This is a genomic window from Streptomyces bungoensis, from assembly GCF_001514215.1.
In the GTDB taxonomy this organism is placed as follows: Bacteria; Actinomycetota; Actinomycetes; order Streptomycetales; family Streptomycetaceae; genus Streptomyces; species Streptomyces bungoensis.
In genome coordinates this window covers 84486-105373 of the sequence record NZ_KQ948855.1, presented here as the reverse complement: position 1 = coordinate 105373, position 20888 = coordinate 84486, and the positions used below count along the sequence as shown (strand labels likewise).

Here is a 20888-nt window from a genome sequence, read left to right as displayed (position 1 = left end):
TGTTTGCCTCGAATCGATAACGGCTTCCGATGGGGTGTTTTTCTGACATCTACGCGCGTTACGATGCCGCGAAGCCGACGCCGCCGGGGCGCTCGGCCCGAGTACCGCATGGTGCTCACATCAAGCGCCGCACATGGCGCTCAGGTCAGGTGAAGGAGCCTCCCGTGCGCCGGGTAGCCAAGCTTTCCGCTGCGTGTCTCGCGACCGCGGCCCTCGCCGTGACTGCCACCGCGTGTGGCAGCACCTCCTCCGACAACAACAGCTCGTCGTCGTCCTCCTCGGGTGGCGGCAAGGGCGTCAAGATCGGTCTCGCCTACGACGTCGGCGGCCGTGGCGACCGCTCCTTCAACGACTCCGCCGCGCGCGGTGCCGACAAGGCGGAGAAGGAGTTCGGCGGCTCCATCAAGGAGCTGACCGCCAAGACCTCCGACACCGAGGCCGACCGCGAGCAGCGCCTGTCGGACCTCGCGGACGCCGGCTACAACCCGATCATCGCCGTCGGTTACGCCTACGCCCCGTCCATGACGAAGGTCGCCGCGAAGTACCCGAAGACCAGCTTCGGCATCGTCGACTCGGTGGTGGACGCCAAGAACGTCGACAGCATCACCTTCACCGAGGAGCAGGGCTCCTACCTCGCCGGTGTCGCCGCCGCGCTCAAGACGAAGAAGGACCACGTCGGCTTCATCGGCGGCGTCGACGTCCCGCTGATCAAGAAGTTCGAGGCGGGTTACGTCCAGGGCGTCAAGGACACCAACCCGAAGGTCAAGGTCGACACCCAGTACCTGTCCCACGGCTCGGACACCTCCGGCTTCGCCAGCCCCGACAAGGGCAAGGAGGCCGCGCAGGGCATGCTGGACAACGGCGCCGACGTCGTCTACTCGGCGGCCGGCTCCTCCGGCAACGGCGCGATCGAGGCCGTCAGCGGCGCCAAGGGCGCCTGGGCGATCGGCGTCGACTCGGACCAGTACAACATCCCGGGTCTGGCCAAGTACAAGAACTCGATCCTGACCTCGATGGTCAAGAACGTCGACGTCGGCGTCTACGACTTCATCAAGTCCGTACACGACACCAAGCCGCTGACCGGCACCAACACCTACTCGCTGGCCAAGAACGGTGTCTCGCTGTCCACCAGCGGTGGCTTCATCGACGACATCCAGGCCAAGCTGGACGCGGCGAAGAAGAAGATCGTCGACGGTCAGATCAAGGTCAAGACCACCCCGTGACCTGCCCCGTGACCTGAGGGACCCCGTCGGGTCCCTCAGGAACCGGCCGGCCTCGCCGGACCTCGGCTCGGCGCGGGGGCGCCGTAACGGCACCCCTTCGCCGAGCCATAACAATGTGTCAACTCTACGCGTGTAGCGCGGAGTTGCCGCGCTAGCGTCGCCGACGCCTGCCCTCCCCTACGCAGCCCCTTTCCCCGAGGAGAGTGCGCCATCAACGCGTCCAGCCCTCCCGCTGCCGTCGAACTGCGCGGCATCACCAAGCGTTTCCCCGGCGTCGTCGCCAACCGCGACATCGACATCACGGTCCGCACGGGCACCGTCCACGCCCTGTGCGGCGAGAACGGCGCCGGCAAGTCCACCCTGATGAAGATCCTCTACGGCATGCAGCAGCCGGACGAGGGCACCATCACGGTGGCCGGCGAACAGGTCGTCTTCCACAACCCCGGCGACGCCATCGCCCGCGGCATCGGCATGGTGCACCAGCACTTCATGCTCGCCGACAACCTCACCGTCCTGGAGAACGTCGTCCTCGGCGCGGAGAAGCTGTACGGCATCGGGGGCCGGGCGCGGGCGAAGATCAACGAGATCTCCGGCGCCTACGGGCTGAACGTCCGCCCCGACGTCCTCGTCGAGGAGCTGGGCGTCGCCGACCGCCAGCGCGTGGAGATCCTCAAGGTCCTCTACCGCGGCGCCAGGACCCTCATCCTGGACGAGCCGACCGCCGTGCTCGTCCCGCAGGAGGTCGACGCGCTCTTCGCCAACCTGCGCGACCTCAAGGCCGAGGGCCTCACCGTCATCTTCATCTCCCACAAGCTGGGCGAGGTGCTCTCCGTCGCCGACGAGATCACCGTCATACGACGCGGCACCACCGTCGGCACCGTCGAGCCGAAGAGCACCACCTCCCGGCAGCTCGCCGAGCTGATGGTCGGCAGCGAGCTGCCCACCCCGGAGACGGAGGAGTCCACCGTCACGGACGTCCCCCTGCTCACCGTGGACGGCCTGCACCTCACCCAGACCGATCTCGACGGCGTCGAGCGGATCATCCTGGACGAGATCTCCCTCACCATCCACAAGGGCGAGGTCCTCGGCATCGCCGGCGTGGAGGGCAACGGCCAGTCCGAGCTGGTCGAGGCGATCATGGGCATCCGCAAACCCGACGCCGGCACCGTCACGCTCGACGGCACCGACATCACCCAGGCCCCGACCCGGGACCGCCGCGAGTCGGGCATCGGCTACATCCCCGAGGACCGCCACCGCCACGGCCTGCTCCTGGAAGCACCGCTGTGGGAGAACCGCATCCTCGGCCACGTCACCGAGCGGCCCAACTCCCGCGGCGGCCTGCTCGACATCAAGGCCGCCCGCGCCGACACCGAGCGGATCGTCCGGGACTACGACGTGCGCACCCCCGGCATCGAGGTCACCGCGGCCTCGCTGTCCGGCGGCAACCAGCAGAAGCTGATCGTCGGCCGCGAGATGAGCCACGACCCCAAGCTGCTCATCGCCGCCCACCCCACCCGCGGCGTGGACGTCGGCGCCCAGGCGGCCATCTGGGACCACATCCGCGAGGCCCGCCGCGCGGGCCTGGCCGTGCTGCTGATCTCCGCCGACCTGGACGAGCTGATCGGGCTCTCCGACACCCTGCGGGTGATGTACCGCGGCCGCCTGGTCGCCGACGCCGACCCCGCCACGATCACCCCCGAAGAGCTGGGCTCCGCCATGACGGGTGCGGCCACCGGCCGCCTGGAGCACGCAGAGGACGACGAGCGATGAACAAGCTGACCCAACGCCTCGACAAGGAGCGGCTGCTCCTCGGGATCGCGGCCCCGCTGCTGGCGGTCGTCGCCGCCCTCGTCGTCACCACCCTGGTGATCCTCGCGACCGGCAAGAACCCCGGCGACGCCTTCTCCGACATGGTGACCTACGGCTTCGCCAGCGACAGCCAGGTCTACATCCTCAACAAGGCGACGACGTACTACCTGGCCGGTGTCGCGGTGGCCATCGGCTTCCGCATGAACCTGTTCAACATCGGCGTCGACGGCCAGTACCGGCTCGCCGCGTTCATCGCCGCCGTCCTCGGCGGGGTGCTGACCGTGCCCGGCTGGATCGCCATCCCGCTGATCATCGTCTGCGCCATGGCGACCGGTGCCCTGTGGGCGGCCATCGCCGGTGTGCTGAAGGTGACCCGCGGCGTCAGCGAGGTCATCTCGACCATCATGCTGAACTCGATCGCCACCGCGGTCATCGGCTACCTGCTCCAGCCCGGAAAACTGGGCGAGCTGCAGCAGGGCGGCACCCTGGTCTCCACCAAGCCGCTGCCGTCGTCCTCGTACTTCTTCAGCATCGACACCGGCCCGGCCGGCGTGCTGGACGGCTTCATCGTCGTCGCCGTGATCGTCGGTCTGGCGTACTGGTTCGTGCTCGGCCGCACCCGGTTCGGCTTCGACCTGCGCACCGTCGGCCAGTCCGAGAGCGCCGCCGCCGCGAGCGGTGTGTCGGTGAAGAAGATGGTCGCCACCAGCATGGTCATCTCCGGCGCCGTGGCCGGTCTGATCGGCATGCCCACGCTGCTGAACGAGAGCCACCAGTACGACAACAGCTTCCCGAGCGGGATCGGCTTCACCGGCATCGCCATCGCGCTGCTCGGCCGCAACAACCCGGTCGGCATAGCGCTCGGCGCCCTGCTCTGGGGCTTCCTCGAGCGCACCACCAACCACCTGGAGTTCCAGGGCTACGACAAGGAGATCCTCGGCGTGATCCAGGGCGTCATCGTCCTGTGCGTCGTGATCGCCTACGAGGTCGTACGCCGCTACGGCCTCAAGCGCCAGCAGCAGCGGGTCGGCGCGGAACTCGCCGCCCAGGCCGCCGCTCCGACGAAGAAGCAGGAGGTGGCGTGATGACTGCCACGATGACCGACACGCCGCCGCCCGCGGCGCCCAAGGCGGCCACCGCGGCCCGGCGCCAGGGCCGTTCGCTCGGCCAGATCCTCATGATCGTCGCAGGCGCCCTGCTGCTCGTCGCCGCGGTCCGCATGATCACCGGCTCCAACCAGCTCGACTCCGCCGGCCAGGTCAGCGCCGCCCTCGGCCTCGCCGTGCCGATCGGCCTCGCCGGTCTCGCCGGCCTGTGGTCCGAGCGCTCCGGCGTGGTCAACATCGGCCTCGAGGGCATGATGATCCTCGGCACCTTCGGCGCCGGCTGGGTCGGCTGGCAGTCCAGCCCCTGGCTCGGCCTGCTGATGGGCATCGGCTTCGGTGTCCTCGGCGGCCTCGTGCACGCGGTCGCGACCGTCACCTTCGGCGTCGACCACATCGTCTCCGGTGTCGCGATCAACCTGCTCGCGCTGGGTGCCACCCAGTACCTGGCCAAGCTGTTCTTCGCCGACGGCAAGGCCGCCGACGCGGGCGGCAACCCCAAGCAGTCCCCGCCCGTGGACTCGCTGCCCAGCGTCACCGTGCCCGGTCTCTCCGACGGCCTGTCCTCGCTGGAGAAGCACCACTGGTTCCTGGTCTCCGACCTCGCGGGCATCCTCGGCGGTCTGGTCACCAACCTGTCCGTGATCACGATCCTGGCCGCCGTGCTGTTCGTCGGCAGCTGGTGGGTGCTGTGGCGGACCCCGTTCGGGCTGCGGCTGCGCTCCTGCGGCGAGAACCCGACCGCCGCGGAGTCCCTCGGCGTCAACGTCTACACCTACAAGTACGCGGCCGTGGCCATCTCCGGCGGCCTCGCCGGACTCGGCGGCGCCTTCCTCGCGCTGGTCACCTCGCACACCTACCTCGAGGGCCAGACCGGCGGCCGCGGCTACATCGGCCTCGCGGCGATGATCTTCGGCAACTGGCGTCCCGGCGGCCTCGCCATGGGCGCGGGCCTGTTCGGCTACTCCGACGCGCTCCAGCTGCGCAACGGCGGCGTGACCGTCCACGCCCTGCTGCTCCTGCTGGTCGTCCTGCTGGCGGTGCTGGCCGGCTGGAAGCTGTACCGCAAGGCGGTGTGGCAGGGCGTGGTCAGCGCCGTCATGGCCGGCCTCGTGCTGGTGTGGTACCTGCTCACCGACGAGGTCCCCAGCGACTTCGTGGGCGCCACCCCGTACGTCGTCACGCTGCTCGTGCTGTCCCTGTCGGCGCAGCGCCTGCGGATGCCGAAGGCGGACGGCATGCGGTACCGGAAGGGACAGGGCAAGTGAGCCGGGAAGCCGGGTTCGACTGGGAGACCCTGCGCGCCGAGGCGCGCGAGGCCATGTCCCACGCCTACGTCCCCTACTCGGGCTACCCGGTCGGCGTGGCCGCCCTGGTCGACGACGGGCGCACGGTCACCGGCTGCAACGTCGAGAACGCCTCCTACGGCCTTGGCCTGTGCGCCGAGTGCGGGCTCGTCTCGCAGCTGCAGCGCACGGGCGGCGGCCGCCTCACCCACTTCACCTGCGTGGACGGCACGGGTGCGCTGCTCGTGCCGTGCGGCCGCTGCCGCCAGCTGCTCTACGAGTTCGGCGGCCCGGACCTGCTCCTGGACACCCCCGGGGGCGTGCTCCCGCTCTCCGAGATGCTGCCCCAGGCCTTCGGCCCGGAGCACCTCACCAAGTAACTCCCGTACGGCCCCCCTGGCCCGCCCAGGGGGGCCGTGCACTTCGCACCTCCGGAAGGAAGCCATCGCCATGGCCATGGACGCCATCTCCGTCATCCGCACCAAGCGGGACCGCGGCGAACTGACCGACGAGCAGATCGACTGGGTCATCGACGCCTACACCCGTGGCGAGGTCGCCGACGAGCAGATGTCCGCGCTCGCCATGGCGATCCTGCTCAACGGCATGAACCGCGGCGAGATCGCCCGCTGGACGGCCGCCATGATCGCCTCCGGCGAGCGCATGGACTTCTCCTCCCTGTCCCGCCCGACGGCCGACAAGCACTCGACGGGCGGCGTCGGCGACAAGATCACCCTGCCGCTGGCCCCTCTGGTGGCGGCCTGCGGCGCCGCCGTCCCGCAGCTCTCCGGCCGCGGCCTCGGCCACACCGGCGGCACCCTGGACAAGCTGGAGTCGATCCCGGGCTGGCGCGCGCTGCTCTCCAACGAGGAGATGCTGTCGGTGCTGGAGGGCACCGGCGCGGTGATCTGCGCGGCGGGCGACGGCCTGGCCCCGGCGGACAAGAAGCTGTACGCGCTGCGCGACGTGACCGGCACGGTGGAGGCGATCCCGCTGATCGCCTCGTCGATCATGTCGAAGAAGATCGCGGAGGGCACGGGCTCCCTGGTCCTGGACGTGAAGGTCGGCACCGGCGCCTTCATGAAGACCATCGAGGACGCCCGTGAGCTGGCGGCGACGATGGTCGGCCTCGGCACCGACCACGGCGTGCGGACGGTCGCCCTCCTGACGGACATGTCGACCCCGCTCGGCCTCACGGCCGGCAACGCCCTCGAGGTCCGCGAGTCGGTGGAGGTCCTGGCGGGCGGCGGCCCGGCGGACGTGGTGGAGCTGACGCTGGCCCTGGCCCGCGAGATGCTCGACGCGGCCGGCATCAAGGACGCCGACCCGGCGAAGGCCCTGGCCGACGGCTCCGCGATGGACGTCTGGCGCCGGATGATCGCGGCCCAGGGCGGCGACCCGGACGCCCCGCTGCCCACCTCCCGCGAGCAGCACGTCGTCACGGCCCCCTCCTCCGGCGTCCTGACCCGTCTCGACGCCTACGACATCGGCATCGCCGCCTGGCGCCTCGGCGCCGGACGCGCCCGCAAGGAGGACCCGGTGCAGGCGGCGGCGGGCGTCGAGATGCACGCCAAGCCGGGCGACACGGTGACCGAGGGCCAGCCCCTGCTGACCCTGCACACCGACACCCCCGATCGCTTCGCGTACGCCCTGGAGGCGGTGGCGGGCTCCTACGACGTCGCCACCCCGGGTACGGCCTTCACCCCGACGCCGGTGGTGCTGGAGCGCATCGCCTGACCAGGCAGTTCCATGTTCGGGTGAACGGGACCGGTGGACCCCCACCGGTCCCGTTCCGCTCTCTCACCCCAGCACCGCCGCCACCCCCACCAGCACCGGTACCGACACCACCGTCGACAGCAGGATCGACTCGCGGGCCAGTGACTCGCCCACGCGGTAGCGGCTCGCGTAGGTGAAGAGGTTCTGGGCGGCCGGGAGCGCCGACGTGACCACCACGTCCAGCAGAGGGGCGCCGTGGAGGGCGAAGACGGACCTGGCCAGGGCCCAGGCCACCAGCGGCTGGCCCACCGACTTCAGTGCCACCGACAGCAGCACCGGCTGCCGGTCGCGGCCCCGGCCGGGGGCCGCGGCGCCGTGCAGGGACATGCCGAAGACCAGCAGTGCCGCCGGGACGGACATGTTGCCGATCAGGGTGAGCGGCTGCAGGACCGGGCCGGGGATCCGCCATCCGGCCGCCGACACCACCACGCCCGACAGCGAGCCGACCGCGATCGGGTTGCGCAGCGGCGTCAGCAGGCGCCGCCACAGCGTGTCCTTCTCGCCCGTGCCGGACAGGTCCAGGACCGTGAGGGCGACGGGCGTGACCAGCACGACCTGGAACAGCAGCACCGGCGCCACCAGCGACGCGTCGCCCAGGACGTACGCCGCGATGGGGATGCCGAGGTTGCCCGAGTTGACGTAACCGGCGCACAGGGCGCCGATCGTCGTACGGCCCACGCCCCAGTGCCGCACCGCGCCGACCGCCGTGAACACACCCGCGACCACCGCCGTGCTCAGCGCCGTCACCAGCAGCCGGCTGGAGAAGAGCAGCGCCAGGTCGGCCCTCGCCAGCGTCGTGAACAGGAGCGCGGGACCGGCCACGGTGAAGGCCAGCCGCGTCAGCACCTCCGCGCCGCGCTCGCCGAGCGTCCCGCGCCGCCCGAGCACGTAGCCCACCCCGATGACGACCGCGATCACCGCGAACCCGCTCAGCACCCCCCGCACGGCCCCCACCCTCCGGTGCGGCGGCCGACCCGGTCAATGTGATCTTCGCCGGTCCCGCCGGCCCGCCGGTCCTACCGGGCCGGCACGAGCCCGTGCCGGGCGCGCCGCCGGCACCGCCCGATGAGTTCCGCCGGCCCCGCCGGTCTACCGTGCGTGGACACCAGGACACCCGCCGTGCTCGTGCTGACCGGCCCCGTCACCCGGGACGAGGTGACGGAGCTGTGCGACGCGCTGCGGGCGCTGCTGGCGGACGGCGGTCGCCGGGTCGTCGTCTGCGACGTGGGCGGGCTGGGGCCGCCGGGGCTCGGGGCCGTCGATCTGCTCGCGCGGCTGGCGCTGACCGCCCGCCGGGCCGGCGGGCGGATCCTGCTGCGGGACCCCGACCCGGCGCTACCCGCCCTGCTCGACCTCGTCGGCCTGTGCTTCCAGCTGGAGGGGCAGGCCGAAGAGCGGGAACCAGCGCCTGGTGTCGAGGAAGCAGTGGAAACCGGTGATGCGGCCCCCTGATATCTCCAGCACCTGCACCGCCCAGGCGGTGAACCCGCCCGCCTCCGGGTCCGGCTTGTAGTGCGCGAAGCCCGGCAGGCCGTTGGCCCGGACCGGCAGCAGCCTGGAGTCGGCGCAGGACGCCCCGAGGGTGGTCATGAAGCCGGTGATGTCGGCCGCGCCGCGCAGCCACAGGTCGAACGGCGGCATCGTCATCACGGCGTCCTCGTGCAGCAGCGCCGTCAGCGCCGTCATGTCGTAGCCCTCGAAGGCCTTGACGTAGCGCTCCAGCAGCTTCTGCTGCGCCTCGTCCAGCGGGTCGGACACCGCGCCCGCGGGCCCCTCGTCCCCGCGCTCGGCGAGCGTCGCCCGCGCCCGCTGCAGCGCGCTGTTGACCGACGCCACCGTCGTCCCCAGCAGCTCGGCGACCTCGCTCGCCCGCCAGGCCAGCACCTCGCGCAGGATCAGCACCGCCCGCTGCTTGGGCGGCAGCCGCTGCAGGGCCGCCATGAAGGCCAGCCGCACCGACTCCTTGGCTACGGCCGCCTCCGCCGGGTCGTCCACCGTCGGCAGCACGCGCGCGTCCGGCATCGGCTCCAGCCAGGTGTTGTCCGGGCGGGGCATCAGGGCCGCCTGCGCGAGCGGGGTCGAGTCGGTCAGGTCCACCGGGCGGGCCCGCTTGTTCCCGGCCGACAGCATGTCCAGGCACACGTTCGTCGCGATCCGGTACAGCCACGAGCGCAGGGAGGACCGGCCCTCGAACCTGTCGTAGCTCCGCCAGGCCCGCACCAGGGTGTCCTGCACCGCGTCCTCGGCCTCGAAGGAGGAGCCGAGCATCCGGTAGCAGTACCCGGTCAGTTCGGTCCGGTGCTTCTCCAGTGCGACGTCCAGGTCCGCCGTCGCCGTGCCGTTGCCCATCGTCCACCCACCCCTGCGGCCGTACCGTCCGCGCGCCCTCGCGCCCGGTACTTCGGAAGCTACCGCAGGGCACTGACAACGGCCCCCGGAGCGGGCGGAGGGGGCCTCTCCTTCGGATCACGCCGGGCTCGCGGGCCCTGGCACCGCACCGGACCCCGCTCCCTGATCCGGCCTGCTCCGGCCTGATCAGAACGAAAGACCCCGGTTCAGTGCGCCGCGACCGGCTCCCGCCGGGCCGCCGTGCGGGCGGCGTGCGAGCCGAGGACGGTGATCGCGACGACCCCGAGGACGGCGAGGACGCCGACCGTGACCGTGCCCGCCCAGCCGCTCGCGTGGAAGGCCGTCGCGCCGACCGTGCTGCCGACGCTGGAGCCGACGTAGTACGCGGACTGGTAGAGGGCCGAGGCCTGGGCGCGGCCGCGGGTGGCCGTCTTGCTGACCGCCGAGGAGGCGACCGCGTGCCCGGCGAAGAAGCCCGCCGTGATCAGCACCAGGCCCAGCAGGACCAGCGGGATCGACGGGACCAGGGAGAGCAGCAGGCCGGCCGCCGTCGTACCGCCCGCCAGGTACAGCGCGCCCCGGCGGCCGAACCGGCCCACCAGGCGGCCCGCCGTGGACGCCGACACGGTGCCCACCAGGTAGACCAGGAAGATCGAGCCGATGATGCCCTGCGGCAGCGAGAAGGGGGCCTCGGTCAGCCGGTAGCCGATCACCGTGTAGACCCCGCCGAACACCGTCATGAACAGCGCGCCGATCGCGTACAGCCGGCGCAGCAGCGGGTCGGAGAGGTGGCCGCGGACCGTGCCGAGCAGGACCCGGGGGCGCAGCGAGCCCGCCGTGAAGTGCCGGGGGGCCGGCAGCAGCAGCCGGAACGCCACCGCGCACAGGACCGCGATCAGGCCGATCACGCCCACCGAGACCCGCCAGCCCCACTCCTGCGCCACCCAGCCGGTGATCACCCGGCCGCTCATGCCGCCGACGCTGTTCCCCGCGACGAACAGGCCGATCGCCGTGACCAGCGCCCTGGGCCGCACCTCCTCGGCCAGGTAGGCCTGCGCCGAGGCCGGCAGCCCGGCCAGCGCCGCGCCCTGCACCGCCCGCAGCACGACCAGCGTGCCCAGGGACGGCGCGAAGGGCACCAGCACGCCGACGGTCACCGCGACCGCCAGCGAGGCCGTCATGATCGTCCGGCGGCCGAACCGCTCGGACAGGGCGCTCATGGGCAGCACGAACAGGGCCAGGCCGCCGGTCGCGGCCGCCACGGTCCAGCTCGCCTCGCTCGCCGCCACTCCGAACTCGCCGGAGATCAGCGGCAGCAGGGCCTGCGTGGAGTACAGCAGGGCGAAGGTCGCGACTCCGGCGAGGAAGAGGGCGAGGCTCATCCGGCGGTAGCCGGGGCCGCCCGGAGCCATTCGGGTGTCGGAGTCGGGGGCGGGGACGGACGTGACGGCGCCCGGGATGGCGGACGCCCCGGTACTGGCGGGAGACATGCCTCGACCGTAGGGACCGCCCTCTCATCCGTCCAATGCATGGAATCGCCATAATCGTTCCCATGGCGCATCAGCGAAGCTCACAGCCCCGCCTGTCACCGTCCGGTGACACAGAAGACATGACGCGGATGTCGCGGCTGCTCGCGCCCCGGCTCGCCCACTTCGCCGGTGTGGCCCGCACCGAGCACGTCACGCGCGCCGCCCAGGAGATGAACGTCCCCCAGTCGACCCTCTCCCGCGCGATGGCCCGCCTGGAGCAGGACCTGGGTGTCGACCTGTTCGCCCGGCACGGCCGCACGGTCTCCCTGACCCCGGCCGGCCGCACCTTCCTCGCCTCCGTCGAGCGCGCGCTCGCCGAGATCGAGCGCGCCGCCGAGGAGGTCCGCGCGGACGCCGACCCGGCCACCGGCAAGGTCGCCTTCGGGTTCCTGCACACCATGGGCGCCGAGACGGTCCCCGGGCTGCTGCACGCCTTCCGCGCCGACCATCCGCGCGTCCGCTTCAGCCTCGTCCAGAACTACGGCGAGGCCATGCTGGAAGGCCTGCGCGCCGGCGAACTCGACCTCTGCCTGACCTCCCCGGTGCCGGACGCCCCCGACCTGGTCGCCCGCCGCCTCGACGAGCAGAAGCTGCGCCTGGTCGTGCCCGCCGAACACCGCCTGGCCGCCCGCCGCCGCATCCGCCTCGCCGAGGCCGCCGAGGAGACCTTCGTGACCCTGGAGCCCGGCTACGGCCTGCGCCGCATCACCGACGACCTGTGCGGGGAGGCCGGCTTCAAGCCGCGGGTGGCCTTCGAGGGCGAGGAGGCGGAGACCCTGCGGGGCCTGGTCGCGGCGGGCCTGGGCGTCGCCCTGCTGCCCCCTCCGACCGTCCCGCGCCCGGGCGTGGTGGAACTGACGGTCACGGCCCCGAGGGCGGCGCGCGAGATCGGCGTCGCCTGGCTGGCGGACCGCCCGGACACGCCACCGGTGGCGGCCTTCAAGAAGTTCCTCCTCTCGCGGAGGGGGAATCTGCTGCCCTAACGTCTGGCCCAGCCCCTGGGCGACTTCCCGAACCCCGCGGCCAGCGGCATCCGCAGGCCGATCGGCGGCGGGGCGGCCAGCGCGTCCTCCACCGGGCGGGAGACGGGCCGGCCGAAGAGGGCGCCCATCACGAAGTCCGCGGTCAGGCACAGGACCTCGTCGCGGTGCTGGTGCAGTCCGTGGCCGTCGGAGTGGACCTCGAAGCGGCAGACGTCGCGGTTGGCCTTCTTCGCCCGGGACGCGAGGCGGAAGGACAGCTCGGGGTCGGTGCGTTCGTCGTTCGTGCCGTGGACGATCAGCACCCGGCGGCCCACCAGGTGCCGCACCGGCTCGGCGGGTGCGGCGACGTCCTCCTCGGGCAGCCAGGGGGACAGGGCGACGACCGAGTTGACGGCCTCGTGGCCGCCCGCCCGCAGCGCGGCCCGCCCGCCCATGCCGATCCCGACCAGGCACACGGGCACGTCCCCGTACCGGCGTACGGCCTCGTCGGCGGCCCACTCGGCGTCCCCCGCGAGGTGCGCCTGGTGGCCGTTCCAGCCCCGGTAGCGGTAGTGGACGGTGTGCACGGCCAGGCCGTCGGTGCGGCCCTCGCGGGCGAGGCGGCGGCCCAGGGAGCGGACGAAGGCCGTCGCCAGGAGCGGCGAGGGCCTGCGGGCGGACACCTCCTGCCCGCCGGGGAGGACCAGCACCGCTCCGCTCACCGCCGTCGGCTCCGGGCCGACTCCCTTACCCAGCCGGGCCGTTCGGACCGGCGTCGCTTGCTGTCCCATGGCAGAACAGTGTCAGAAGCGACGGTGTACGAAACCCGTCCTGGCGGTCACCGTTACATATCGACGGAAAAGTAAAGCCCGTCCTCTGCCCGTTCTCCGCCCTTTCTCTCCCCTTTCGCCGCGTGCTCTGCCCTTTCCCGCCTGTTCGCCGAGTGCTCTACGCGCGTAGGAGTTAGAGTGCGGCAATGACGAGCCAGACTGCACCGAACGGGACCGTTCCGACGCCGGACCAGATCCGGCAGGCGCCCAAGGTTCTGCTGCACGATCACCTCGACGGCGGGCTGCGCCCCGGAACCGTCGTCGAACTCGCCCGGGAGACGGGCTACTCCGGCCTTCCGGAGACCGACCCCGACAAGCTGGGCATCTGGTTCCACGAGGCCGCCGACTCCGGCTCGCTGGAACGGTACCTGGAGACCTTCCGCCACACCGTGGGCGTGATGCAGACCCGGGAGGCGCTCGTCCGGGTCGCCCGCGAGTGCGCCGAGGACCTCGCCGAGGACGGGGTCGTCTACGCCGAGGTGCGGTACGCGCCCGAGCAGCACCTGGAGGGCGGGCTGAGCCTGGAGGAGGTCGTCGAGGCGGTCGACGAGGGCTTCCGCCAGGGGGAGCGGCTCGCCCGCGAGAACGGCCGGCGGATCCGGGTCGGCGCCCTGCTGACGGCCATGCGGCACGCTGCCCGCGCCCTGGAGATCGCCGAACTCGCCAACCGCTACCGGGACGCGGGCGTGGTCGGCTTCGACATCGCCGGCGCCGAGGCCGGTTACCCGCCCACCCGGCACCTGGACGCCTTCGAGTACCTGAAGCGGGAGAACAACCACTTCACCATCCACGCCGGGGAGGCCTTCGGCCTGCCGTCCATCTGGCAGGCCCTGCAGTGGTGCGGCGCCGACCGGCTCGGGCACGGCGTGCGCATCATCGACGACATCGAGGTCCGCGAGGACGGCTCGGTCCGGCTCGGCCGGCTCGCCTCCTACGTCCGTGACAAGCGGATCCCGCTGGAGCTGTGCCCCAGCTCCAACCTGCAGACCGGGGCCGCGCCCTCCTACGCCGAGCATCCCATCGGGCTGCTGCGCCGGCTGCACTTCCGGGCCACCGTGAACACCGACAACCGGCTGATGTCGCACACCAGCATGAGCCAGGAATTCGAGCACCTCGTCGACGCGTTCGGCTACACGCTCGACGACCTCCAGTGGTTCACCGTCAATGCCATGAAATCCGCGTTCATTCCTTTCGATGAACGACTCGCGATGATCAATGACGTCCTCAAGCCCGGATATGCGCAGCTGAAATCCGAATGGCTGTTCCGCCAGGCCGTCTCCACCAGCGGTTCTGCTGAATCGGAGGGGTAGTTCGGGGCGTCGTCGTCCGGTGGAATGTGGACGGGTGTTCACAAGCCGTCCGCATTTCGGTGTTTGCGAGGGGGGATCCTGGCTGTTTACGGTCCAGAAACGTTCAATCCTTTTTTGCTCTCCGTCTCCGCATCAAGGACGCACTCCATGAAGCACTCCGCTGCCAGGACCCTCTCCGTCGCCGCCCTCGGTGCCGCCATCGCCGCCGTCGGCGCGGGCGCGGCCCACGCGGCTCCGGCCGTCGGCCCGAACGCCGCTCCGGCCGCGCCGGCCCTGGACTCCGTCACCAGCGCGCTGCCCGCCGGGAACGTCTCCGGCGCGCTGCCCGCGCGGGCCGGGGACGGGCTCACCCGCGGCCAGGGCGCCCTGGCCTCCGGGGTGGCCACCGGGCAGTCGGCCGTCGGCCGGGCGCTGACCAACGACCCGACCGGGCCGGTCAAGAGCCGGATCGGCGGCCTGCCGGTCTCCAGCAGCCTCGGCGGCCTCCCGCTCGGCTGAGACCCGTACACCGCCGCTGGGGCGCACCGGCACCCTCCGGGAGCGCCCCGCCGGCGACCCGGGGCGGCTCGGGCCGTCGGTGCCCGTCACCAGGCGGTGCGCGCCTTGTCCTCGGACGGGAGCAGGATCCACAGCGCTACGTAGACCAGGAACTGCGGGCCGGGCAGCAGGCACGACAGCACGAAGATCACCCGCATCGTCGTCGCGGACGTGCCGAAGCGCCGGGCCAGCGCGGCGCACACTCCGCCGATCACGCGGCCGTGGGTGGGGCGGGCAAGGGCGGTCATGTCGGCTCCTGTGGGATCGTCGGCTCGCTCACGAGCCGGTGGCCGGGCCGCCCGGGTGACGGCCTCAACTGTTCTCCACAGTACGGAGACGAAGCGGACGAAGCGTCACTCTAAGGGGCGATACCGACCCTGGGAATCGTCGGGGTACGCCCCTGGGTGAACTCCTCCTGCACACCGGCCCGCCCGGCCCGTCGCGCGCCCGGCCGGGCCTCCCTGCGCCGCAGCCAGGCCCGGCCCGCCGGCACCACGGCCAGGTGCGCGAGGGCCACACCCACGGTGTTCAGCAGCAGCGAGTCGACGTCCACGACCCTGCCCGGCACACCGGTCTGCAGCAGGGCGATGCCCAGGGAGACCAGGGCGCCCGTGAACGCCGTACGGACCAGGGAGGCGAGCGGGGAGACGGTGAGCCGGCCGTGCGACATCGGCAGCAGCACGCCCAGCGGCGCGAGCAGCGCCAGCCCCTCACCGATGCGTCTGGCCGCCTCGCCCGGGCCCAGCGCCAGATCGGCCCGGATACCGGCCAGCGGGCGCAGGTTGGCGGGCATCACCCAGGGGACGTCCAGGGGCCGCAGCATCAGCCAGGCGACGAGCGCGAGGTGCGCGACGAGGAGGACACCTCCCGTCACCCGGATGCGGATCGCGGCGCTGCCGCCGATGAAGCCTTGACGCTGCACGCCCCCCTAGACGCAGCCGTGTGCACGATCGGTTCCCCGCCCGTCACGCGGATCGCCGTAGGGCGCCGCCCGCACCGGGCCCGCCGACGGCTCAGGCCGCCCCCACCTGGCTGGACGGCGGCCTGCTCCCGCCCGGGTGGTTGCGGACGTCGTCGGTGCACGCGTAGCGCCGCAGCGGGCCGGTGCGGCCGCCCAGGACGACCGAGCCGTCGCCCTCCGTCGCCGCCGAGTCGGAGAGCGTGCACACGAGCTGGGCGAGGGCGTACGCGGTGAGCCGGGAGGGCGCGGTGTTCAGCCGCAGCGTGTCCTCCGGGTCCCGGTGGCCGGGCCCGGACACGCCGAGGCCGCCCGGCACGTACGTCGTGTAGCGCGCCGCCCGTTCGGCGGCCGACGGTGACGCGGCCAGCTCGTCCAGCAGGCCCTGCGCGACGATGACCCGGCGCCGCGCGTCCGGGGTGCCCGCCGGGACCCGCACGGTCCGGTCGACGGTCACCAGGGACGAGCCGCACAGCAGGAAGACCTGGACGGGCACCCCGTGCGTGGACTGCGCCGGCAGATCGGGGCCGGACAGCTCGCACGGCACCCTGGAGGGCGCCGCGCCGAAGTCGGTCGGCACCTCGGTGGTGCGGATCCCGCACCCGGCGAGCAGCGCGGCGAGGAGGGGCGCCGCCAGCAGGCGCCGTACGCTCCGCGCGCTCATGACCCCTCCCTCCCGGAAGCCGAACGCGAAGCCGAGTCCGTGTGCGGGTCCGTGTGCGAGTCCGAGCCCGTGTCCGGGTCCGGCTCCGCGGCCGGGTCGGAGCCCCGCGGCAGCCGCAGCGTGAACACCGCCCCGCCGTCGGGCGAGTTGGCCGCGGTGATCTCACCGCCGTGGATGTGGGCGTTCTCCAGCGCGATGGACAGGCCCAGCCCGCTGCCCTCGGAGCGCGGGCGGGAGGCGCTCGCCTTGTAGAAGCGGTCGAACACGTGCGGCAGGACGTCCTCGGGGATGCCCGGCCCGTGGTCGCGCACGGCGATGACGAGGTCGTCGCCGTCCTCGCCGGGGGCGATCCGCACCGACACCCGGACCGGCGACCCGCCGTGCTTGAGGGCGTTGCCGATCAGGTTGGCGAGGATGACGTCCAGGCGCCGCGGGTCCAGCCGGGCGTGGACGCCGCGCTCGGCGTCCAGCTCGACCGCGTCCAGCCAGGCGCGGGCGTCGATGCAGGCGGTGATCTGGTCGGCGATGTCGACGTCGTCGAGGACCAGCCGGGCGGTGCCCGCGTCGAAGCGGGTGACCTCCATCAGGTTCTCGACCAGGTCGTTCAGCCGCCGCGTCTCGCTGACCACCAGCCGCACGGCCGGCTCGATCATCGGGTCGAAACCGCCGCCCTCGAACTCCAGCTCCTCCTCCAGCACCTCCGTCACGGCGGTGATGGCGGTCAGCGGGGTCCGCAGCTCGTGGCTCATGTCGGCGACGAAGCGGCGCGAGGCCTCGTCCCGGGCGGCCATGTCGGCGACCCGTTTCTCCAGCGCCTCCGCCGCGTTGTTGAACGTCCGTGACAGGTCGGCGAGTTCGTCGGTGCCCGACACCCTGAGCCGGGTGTCCAGCCGGCCCTCGCCGAGCCGCCGGGCGGCCACCCCGAGCCGGTGCACCGGCTTCAGCACGGTGGTGGCGGCGGCCTGCGCGAGCAGCGCCGAGCCGATCAGCGCCAGGCCCGTCGCGATCCCCAGCGACCAGGCCAGCGAGTTCAGGTCCTTGGCCTCCGGCTCCAGCGACTTGGCCATGTAGCCCGTGGGCCCGCCGCCGGCCAGCCGGGTACCGGCCACCAGGTACGGCGTGCCGTGCTCGTCGATCCGCTGCCAGTACAGGTGGTACGCGGCGGAGTTGCCGTCACCGGTCTTCTGCCGCCTGTTCACGGCGGTGCGCAGCGAGGCGGGCACGTCCTCCAGCGAGAACTCGTTCAGGCCGCCGGAGTTGCCGTACACCGTCCTGCCGCCGGGGTCGCGGCCGACCAGCAGCACGCTGAAGCGCTGGCTGCTGGCCGCCATCTGGCCCGCGGCGCGCTGCAGTTCGTCCTGCGTGGGGTGGGCCGGCAGGGCGCCCGCCCGGGTCTGCATCTCCTGCTTGAAGTCGCGCAGCACCGCGTCCTGCGCGCGGGTGAGCACCGCCTCCCGGTTCAGCCAGTACGCGATGCCCGACGCCGACACCGCGGCGGTGAGCGCGACCAGACCGAAGACGACGACCAGCCGCAGTCTGAGGCTGGTGAACCTGAGCCGGGCCAGACTTCCCCTGCGCCCCGCGGCCCAGCCGCGCAGCCCCCCTCGCACAGTGGTCACTGAGGCGCGTCCAGGCGGTAGCCGACACCACGGACCGTACGGATCAGGGTCGGGGACGACGGCACGTCCTCCACCTTGGCGCGCAGCCGCTGCACACACGCGTCCACCAGGCGCGAGTCGCCCAGGTAGTCGTGCTCCCACACCAGCCGCAACAGCTGCTGCCGGGACAGCGCCTGACCGGGCCGCCGGCTCAGCTCCAGCAGGAGCCTGAGCTCGGTCGGGGTCAGCTGCAGGTCCTCGCCGTTCTTCGTCACGGTCATGGCCGACCGGTCGATGACCAGGCTGCCGAAGGTCGCCGAGTCGCTGGACTCGCGCTCCCCGCGCCGCAGCACGGCGCGGATCCGGGCGTCCAGCACCCGGCCCTGCACCGGCTTGACCACGTAGTCGTCGGCGCCGGACTCCAGCCCGACGACCACGTCGATGTCGTCGCTGCGGGCGGTCAGCAGAATGATCGGCAGCTGGTCGGTGCGCCGGATGCGCCGGCACACCTCGAAACCGTCGATGCCGGGCAGCATCACGTCCAGCACGATCAGATCCGGCCGCTGCTCACGCAGCAGCTTCAGACCGTCCTCACCACTGGCAGCGGTGGCCACCCGGTGTCCCTGGCGCGTCAGGGAGAGCTCCAGGGCCGTACGGATGGCGTCGTCGTCCTCGATCAGCAACAGGGAAGGCACGGGCTCATTCTGGCCCATGGACGGGGTCTCGTACGACCTGTCGGCGCCAGGCCCCTGCCGGGCCGCCGCCGGGCTCCCGTCACGGCCACCGTCCGTGCGTGCTCCGTGACGCGCCCGGGGCCGGTCCCTGTGACAGGTCTGTGACAGTCGGCTGACACGGCGATGAAGGTCGCTCGGCAAGCTACTCGGCACAGGCAAGGAAGTGACGCCGAGCAGGAAACCGAGCGAGGCGAACACCGGAAGTCCACGACGGGGGAGCGCGAGATGAACACGCTGCACAGCATCAGCACCAGCGCAGTGGTCACGCGGCTGCACGACGTGAACCGGGGTTCGGAGAAGTCCGGTGCCATGAGCCAGCGGGGGTGCGCTCGCGGTACCGGGCGTCAGCACACCGGTTACATGACGGTGGTCGACGCGCACACGGGGGAACCGCACGGGGGATCCGCGTACAGGGAGGACTCGGGGGAGCGCCGTTCGCTGACGGAGGCGGAGTTCACCGCCTACGTCCAGGAGCGCCGCGCCTCCCTGTACGCCACCGCCTACCACCTGACCGGCGACCGCTACGAGGCCGAGGACCTGCTGCAGAGCGCGCTGTTCTCGACCTACCGGGCGTGGGACCGCATCAGCGACAAGGCGGCGGTCGGCGGCTACCTGCGCCGCACCATGACGAACCTGCACATCAGCGCCTGGCGGCGCCGCAAGCTCAACGAGTACCCGACCGAGGAACTGCCGGAGACGCCCGGCGAGACGGACGCGATGCGCGGCACGGAACTGCGCGCGGTCCTGTGGCAGGCGCTGGCCCGGCTGCCCGAACTCCAGCGCACGATGCTGGTCCTGCGCTACTACGAGGGCCGCACGGACCCGGAGATCGCCGAGATCCTCGGCATCAGTGTCGGCACGGTGAAGTCCAGCATCTGGCGCTCCCTGCGCCGGCTGCGCGAGGACGAGGTCCTCAGCTTCGGCCGTGACGAGGAGAACGCCTTCGGCGAACTGGTCGCCTGAAGGTCGGGGGTCACCGGGGGGTGACCCGAGCACGGGGGAACGGGGAAACGGGGGACCACTGGGGGGTGGGATCCCACGGGGGAAGCACGGGGGAGCACGAAGGAAGCGGGACTGGTGGACCGGGGGGGCCGTCCAGTCCCGCTTCCCGTGTGTACGGGCCGGGCGTACGGCCGCCGCGCGACGGCCCCGCCCGTGCGGGTCACGCCACCGTCTGCCGGTGCGCCTGCCGTCCGGCCGCCGCTGCCGCCAGCCGGCCCAGCGCCTCGTCGCGGTCGCAGGGATGCGCGCCCAGGGACACCTGGCGGGCCACGATCGACCGCTCGGCGCGCATCAGCCGCCAGCCGCGGCGCAGCAGGAACGGCACCGACTTGCGGCCCTCGCGCAGGTCGCGCAGGAAGCGGCGGCGGAAGGTGGTGGCCGCACCCCGGGTCAGGCACAGCGCGTCGGCGAGCAGGCCCCGTTCGCGGCAGCGCTCCACGATCTCGGCGGCGAAGATGCCCTCGGCGATGAACAGCGGGGTGCGCCCGATGTGCAGCGTCTCCTCGCCGGTACGGGCGCTGAGCGCGATGTCGTACACCGGTACGGGGGTCGACCCGGTCGTGCAGAGGCGGGCGATGGCCTCGATCGCGACGTCCGCGTCCCACGACAGCGGATGGTCCCAGTCGATGTCCGAACTCCCGTCCACCAGCGGCAGCGTGGGGTCGCCGGCCTCCTTGTAGAAGTCGTCGAGGCGCAGCACGGGCAGCCCGGACCGGGCGGCGACCAGGGACTTGCCCGAACCCGAGGGGCCGCACAGCAGCACGACACGGGCGGGGGACGGGGGATGAAGGCTCACGGAACACCAGTTTGACGTATGGCGAGCGCCCTGCCGACCCCGCGGGTCGGCTTTGGAGTACGGATCACACGTCGACTACTCTGCGTACTTATAATCTGACGCAATGTATTCGCTGTATCGGAAGGCGGTTCCCGCGATGGCACGACACACGTCCCCTCTCCGTCCCACCGCGCGGTGCGCGCTGTTCGTCCTCGCGGCCGCCGCCGCGGCGCTCGCCGTGGGTGCGCCGGCGGCGTCCGCCAAGGACGACGGCGCCCCGCTCTCCGGCCTGACCGGCCCCCTCGCCCAGACCGGCCCGATCGGCGCCGTCCCGACCCTGGAGCAGCTCGGGGGCCTGCTGGGCGGCGGCTCGGAGGCGTGACCGGACGGGAGAGCCGCGCCGCCCCCGGACGGAGGGGTGGCGCGGCTCGGCTGCGGGACGGGAC

Annotated in this window: 22 protein-coding genes; 12 read left to right on the top strand and 10 right to left on the bottom strand. The window is 72.3% G+C overall.

Translation table 11 applies throughout. From position 1 onward, the window contains the following. Positions 1 to 164 precede the first annotated feature (164 nt). From AQJ66_RS12960 to AQJ66_RS12935, 6 genes are all read left to right on the top strand, one after another. Positions 165 to 1223 (top strand): BMP family lipoprotein, encoded by a 1059-nt coding sequence (locus AQJ66_RS12960; protein ID WP_061920403.1) that lies wholly within the window; start codon positions 165 to 167, stop codon positions 1221 to 1223. A gap of 243 nt (positions 1224 to 1466) precedes the next feature. Next, complete coding sequence (locus AQJ66_RS12955) at positions 1467 to 2993, top strand: ABC transporter ATP-binding protein (RefSeq protein ID WP_107118925.1); 1527 nt, start codon at positions 1467 to 1469, stop codon at positions 2991 to 2993. Continuing rightward, positions 2990 to 4117, top strand: a complete 1128-nt coding sequence (locus AQJ66_RS12950) for an ABC transporter permease (RefSeq protein ID WP_061920399.1) — start codon at positions 2990 to 2992, stop codon at positions 4115 to 4117. Before AQJ66_RS12955 ends, AQJ66_RS12950 begins: the two co-directional genes overlap by 4 nt. Next, the gene (locus AQJ66_RS12945; protein WP_061920397.1) at positions 4117 to 5403 is read left to right on the top strand and encodes an ABC transporter permease; all 1287 of its coding nucleotides are present in this window, start codon (positions 4117 to 4119) and stop codon (positions 5401 to 5403) included. Before AQJ66_RS12950 ends, AQJ66_RS12945 begins: the two co-directional genes overlap by 1 nt. Next, on the top strand, positions 5400 to 5801 hold the full coding sequence (locus AQJ66_RS12940; RefSeq protein ID WP_061920395.1) for a cytidine deaminase: 402 nt from the start codon (positions 5400 to 5402) through the stop codon (positions 5799 to 5801). Before AQJ66_RS12945 ends, AQJ66_RS12940 begins: the two co-directional genes overlap by 4 nt. Before the next feature lie 70 nt (positions 5802 to 5871). Then, positions 5872 to 7155, top strand: coding sequence for a thymidine phosphorylase (locus AQJ66_RS12935; RefSeq protein ID WP_061920391.1), 1284 nt, complete (start codon positions 5872 to 5874; stop codon positions 7153 to 7155). Between the two features lie 63 nt (positions 7156 to 7218). Here the strand turns inward: AQJ66_RS12935 and AQJ66_RS12930 are convergent, their stop codons facing one another. Further along, entirely contained in the window at positions 7219 to 8139 is a 921-nt protein-coding gene (locus AQJ66_RS12930) for an AEC family transporter (protein ID WP_061920389.1), read from the bottom strand. Positions 8140 to 8259: 120 nt separating this feature from the next. Here AQJ66_RS12930 and AQJ66_RS37210 point away from each other — a divergent pair, with 120 nt between their 5' ends. Next, positions 8260 to 8646, top strand: a complete 387-nt coding sequence (locus AQJ66_RS37210) for an STAS domain-containing protein (protein ID WP_159052557.1) — start codon at positions 8260 to 8262, stop codon at positions 8644 to 8646. Here AQJ66_RS37210 and AQJ66_RS12925 read toward each other — a convergent pair. Both AQJ66_RS12925 and AQJ66_RS12920 read right to left on the bottom strand, forming a co-directional pair. After that, positions 8530 to 9543 (bottom strand): sigma-70 family RNA polymerase sigma factor, encoded by a 1014-nt coding sequence (locus AQJ66_RS12925; protein WP_061920388.1) that lies wholly within the window; start codon positions 9541 to 9543, stop codon positions 8530 to 8532. The two genes, AQJ66_RS37210 and AQJ66_RS12925, sit on opposite strands and share 117 nt — an antisense overlap. A gap of 206 nt (positions 9544 to 9749) precedes the next feature. Beyond that, complete coding sequence (locus AQJ66_RS12920) at positions 9750 to 11033, bottom strand: MFS transporter (protein ID WP_061920386.1); 1284 nt, start codon at positions 11031 to 11033, stop codon at positions 9750 to 9752. A gap of 62 nt (positions 11034 to 11095) precedes the next feature. Between AQJ66_RS12920 and AQJ66_RS12915 the strand changes: the two genes are divergently transcribed. Continuing rightward, positions 11096 to 12055, top strand: coding sequence for a LysR family transcriptional regulator (locus AQJ66_RS12915; RefSeq protein WP_061920384.1), 960 nt, complete (start codon positions 11096 to 11098; stop codon positions 12053 to 12055). On the opposite strand, the gene AQJ66_RS12910 is transcribed toward AQJ66_RS12915, so the two are convergent. Then, positions 12052 to 12825 (bottom strand): dienelactone hydrolase family protein, encoded by a 774-nt coding sequence (locus tag AQJ66_RS12910; protein ID WP_079060205.1) that lies wholly within the window; start codon positions 12823 to 12825, stop codon positions 12052 to 12054. The two genes, AQJ66_RS12915 and AQJ66_RS12910, sit on opposite strands and share 4 nt — an antisense overlap. A gap of 185 nt (positions 12826 to 13010) precedes the next feature. Between AQJ66_RS12910 and AQJ66_RS12905 the strand changes: the two genes are divergently transcribed. Then, positions 13011 to 14174, top strand: coding sequence for an adenosine deaminase (locus AQJ66_RS12905; protein ID WP_061920380.1), 1164 nt, complete (start codon positions 13011 to 13013; stop codon positions 14172 to 14174). A gap of 147 nt (positions 14175 to 14321) precedes the next feature. Continuing rightward, on the top strand, positions 14322 to 14672 hold the full coding sequence (locus AQJ66_RS12900; protein ID WP_061920379.1) for a hypothetical protein: 351 nt from the start codon (positions 14322 to 14324) through the stop codon (positions 14670 to 14672). Positions 14673 to 14758: 86 nt separating this feature from the next. Here AQJ66_RS12900 and AQJ66_RS12895 read toward each other — a convergent pair whose 3' ends face one another. The 5 genes from AQJ66_RS12895 to afsQ1 all read right to left on the bottom strand — a co-directional run bounded on the left by AQJ66_RS12895 (position 14759) and on the right by afsQ1 (position 18626). Next, positions 14759 to 14959, bottom strand: a complete 201-nt coding sequence (locus AQJ66_RS12895; protein WP_061920377.1) for a PspC domain-containing protein — start codon at positions 14957 to 14959, stop codon at positions 14759 to 14761. A gap of 110 nt (positions 14960 to 15069) precedes the next feature. Then, positions 15070 to 15633, bottom strand: coding sequence for a VanZ family protein (locus AQJ66_RS12890; protein WP_061920375.1), 564 nt, complete (start codon positions 15631 to 15633; stop codon positions 15070 to 15072). A gap of 91 nt (positions 15634 to 15724) precedes the next feature. After that, positions 15725 to 16333 carry a hypothetical protein gene (locus AQJ66_RS12885; RefSeq protein WP_061920373.1) on the bottom strand — a complete coding sequence of 203 codons (609 nt, stop codon included), beginning with the start codon at positions 16331 to 16333 and terminating at the stop codon, positions 15725 to 15727. Beyond that, a complete protein-coding gene (locus AQJ66_RS12880; protein ID WP_061920371.1) occupies positions 16330 to 17952 on the bottom strand; it encodes a sensor histidine kinase in 1623 nt (540 codons plus the stop codon). The genes AQJ66_RS12885 and AQJ66_RS12880 overlap by 4 nt, the downstream gene beginning before the upstream one ends. Then, positions 17949 to 18626, bottom strand: a complete 678-nt coding sequence (afsQ1, locus tag AQJ66_RS12875) for a two-component system response regulator AfsQ1 (protein ID WP_031024517.1) — start codon at positions 18624 to 18626, stop codon at positions 17949 to 17951. Before afsQ1 ends, AQJ66_RS12880 begins: the two co-directional genes overlap by 4 nt. Before the next feature lie 264 nt (positions 18627 to 18890). Here afsQ1 and AQJ66_RS12870 point away from each other — a divergent pair, with 264 nt between their 5' ends. Further along, entirely contained in the window at positions 18891 to 19628 is a 738-nt protein-coding gene (locus tag AQJ66_RS12870) for a SigE family RNA polymerase sigma factor (protein ID WP_061920369.1), read from the top strand. A gap of 199 nt (positions 19629 to 19827) precedes the next feature. On the opposite strand, the gene AQJ66_RS12865 is transcribed toward AQJ66_RS12870, so the two are convergent. Further along, complete coding sequence (locus AQJ66_RS12865) at positions 19828 to 20430, bottom strand: uridine kinase family protein (RefSeq protein ID WP_061920367.1); 603 nt, start codon at positions 20428 to 20430, stop codon at positions 19828 to 19830. 169 nt (positions 20431 to 20599) lie between these two features. Here AQJ66_RS12865 and AQJ66_RS12860 point away from each other — a divergent pair, with 169 nt between their 5' ends. Continuing rightward, positions 20600 to 20824, top strand: a complete 225-nt coding sequence (locus tag AQJ66_RS12860; RefSeq protein WP_061920365.1) for a hypothetical protein — start codon at positions 20600 to 20602, stop codon at positions 20822 to 20824. Positions 20825 to 20888: the final 64 nt, after the last annotated feature.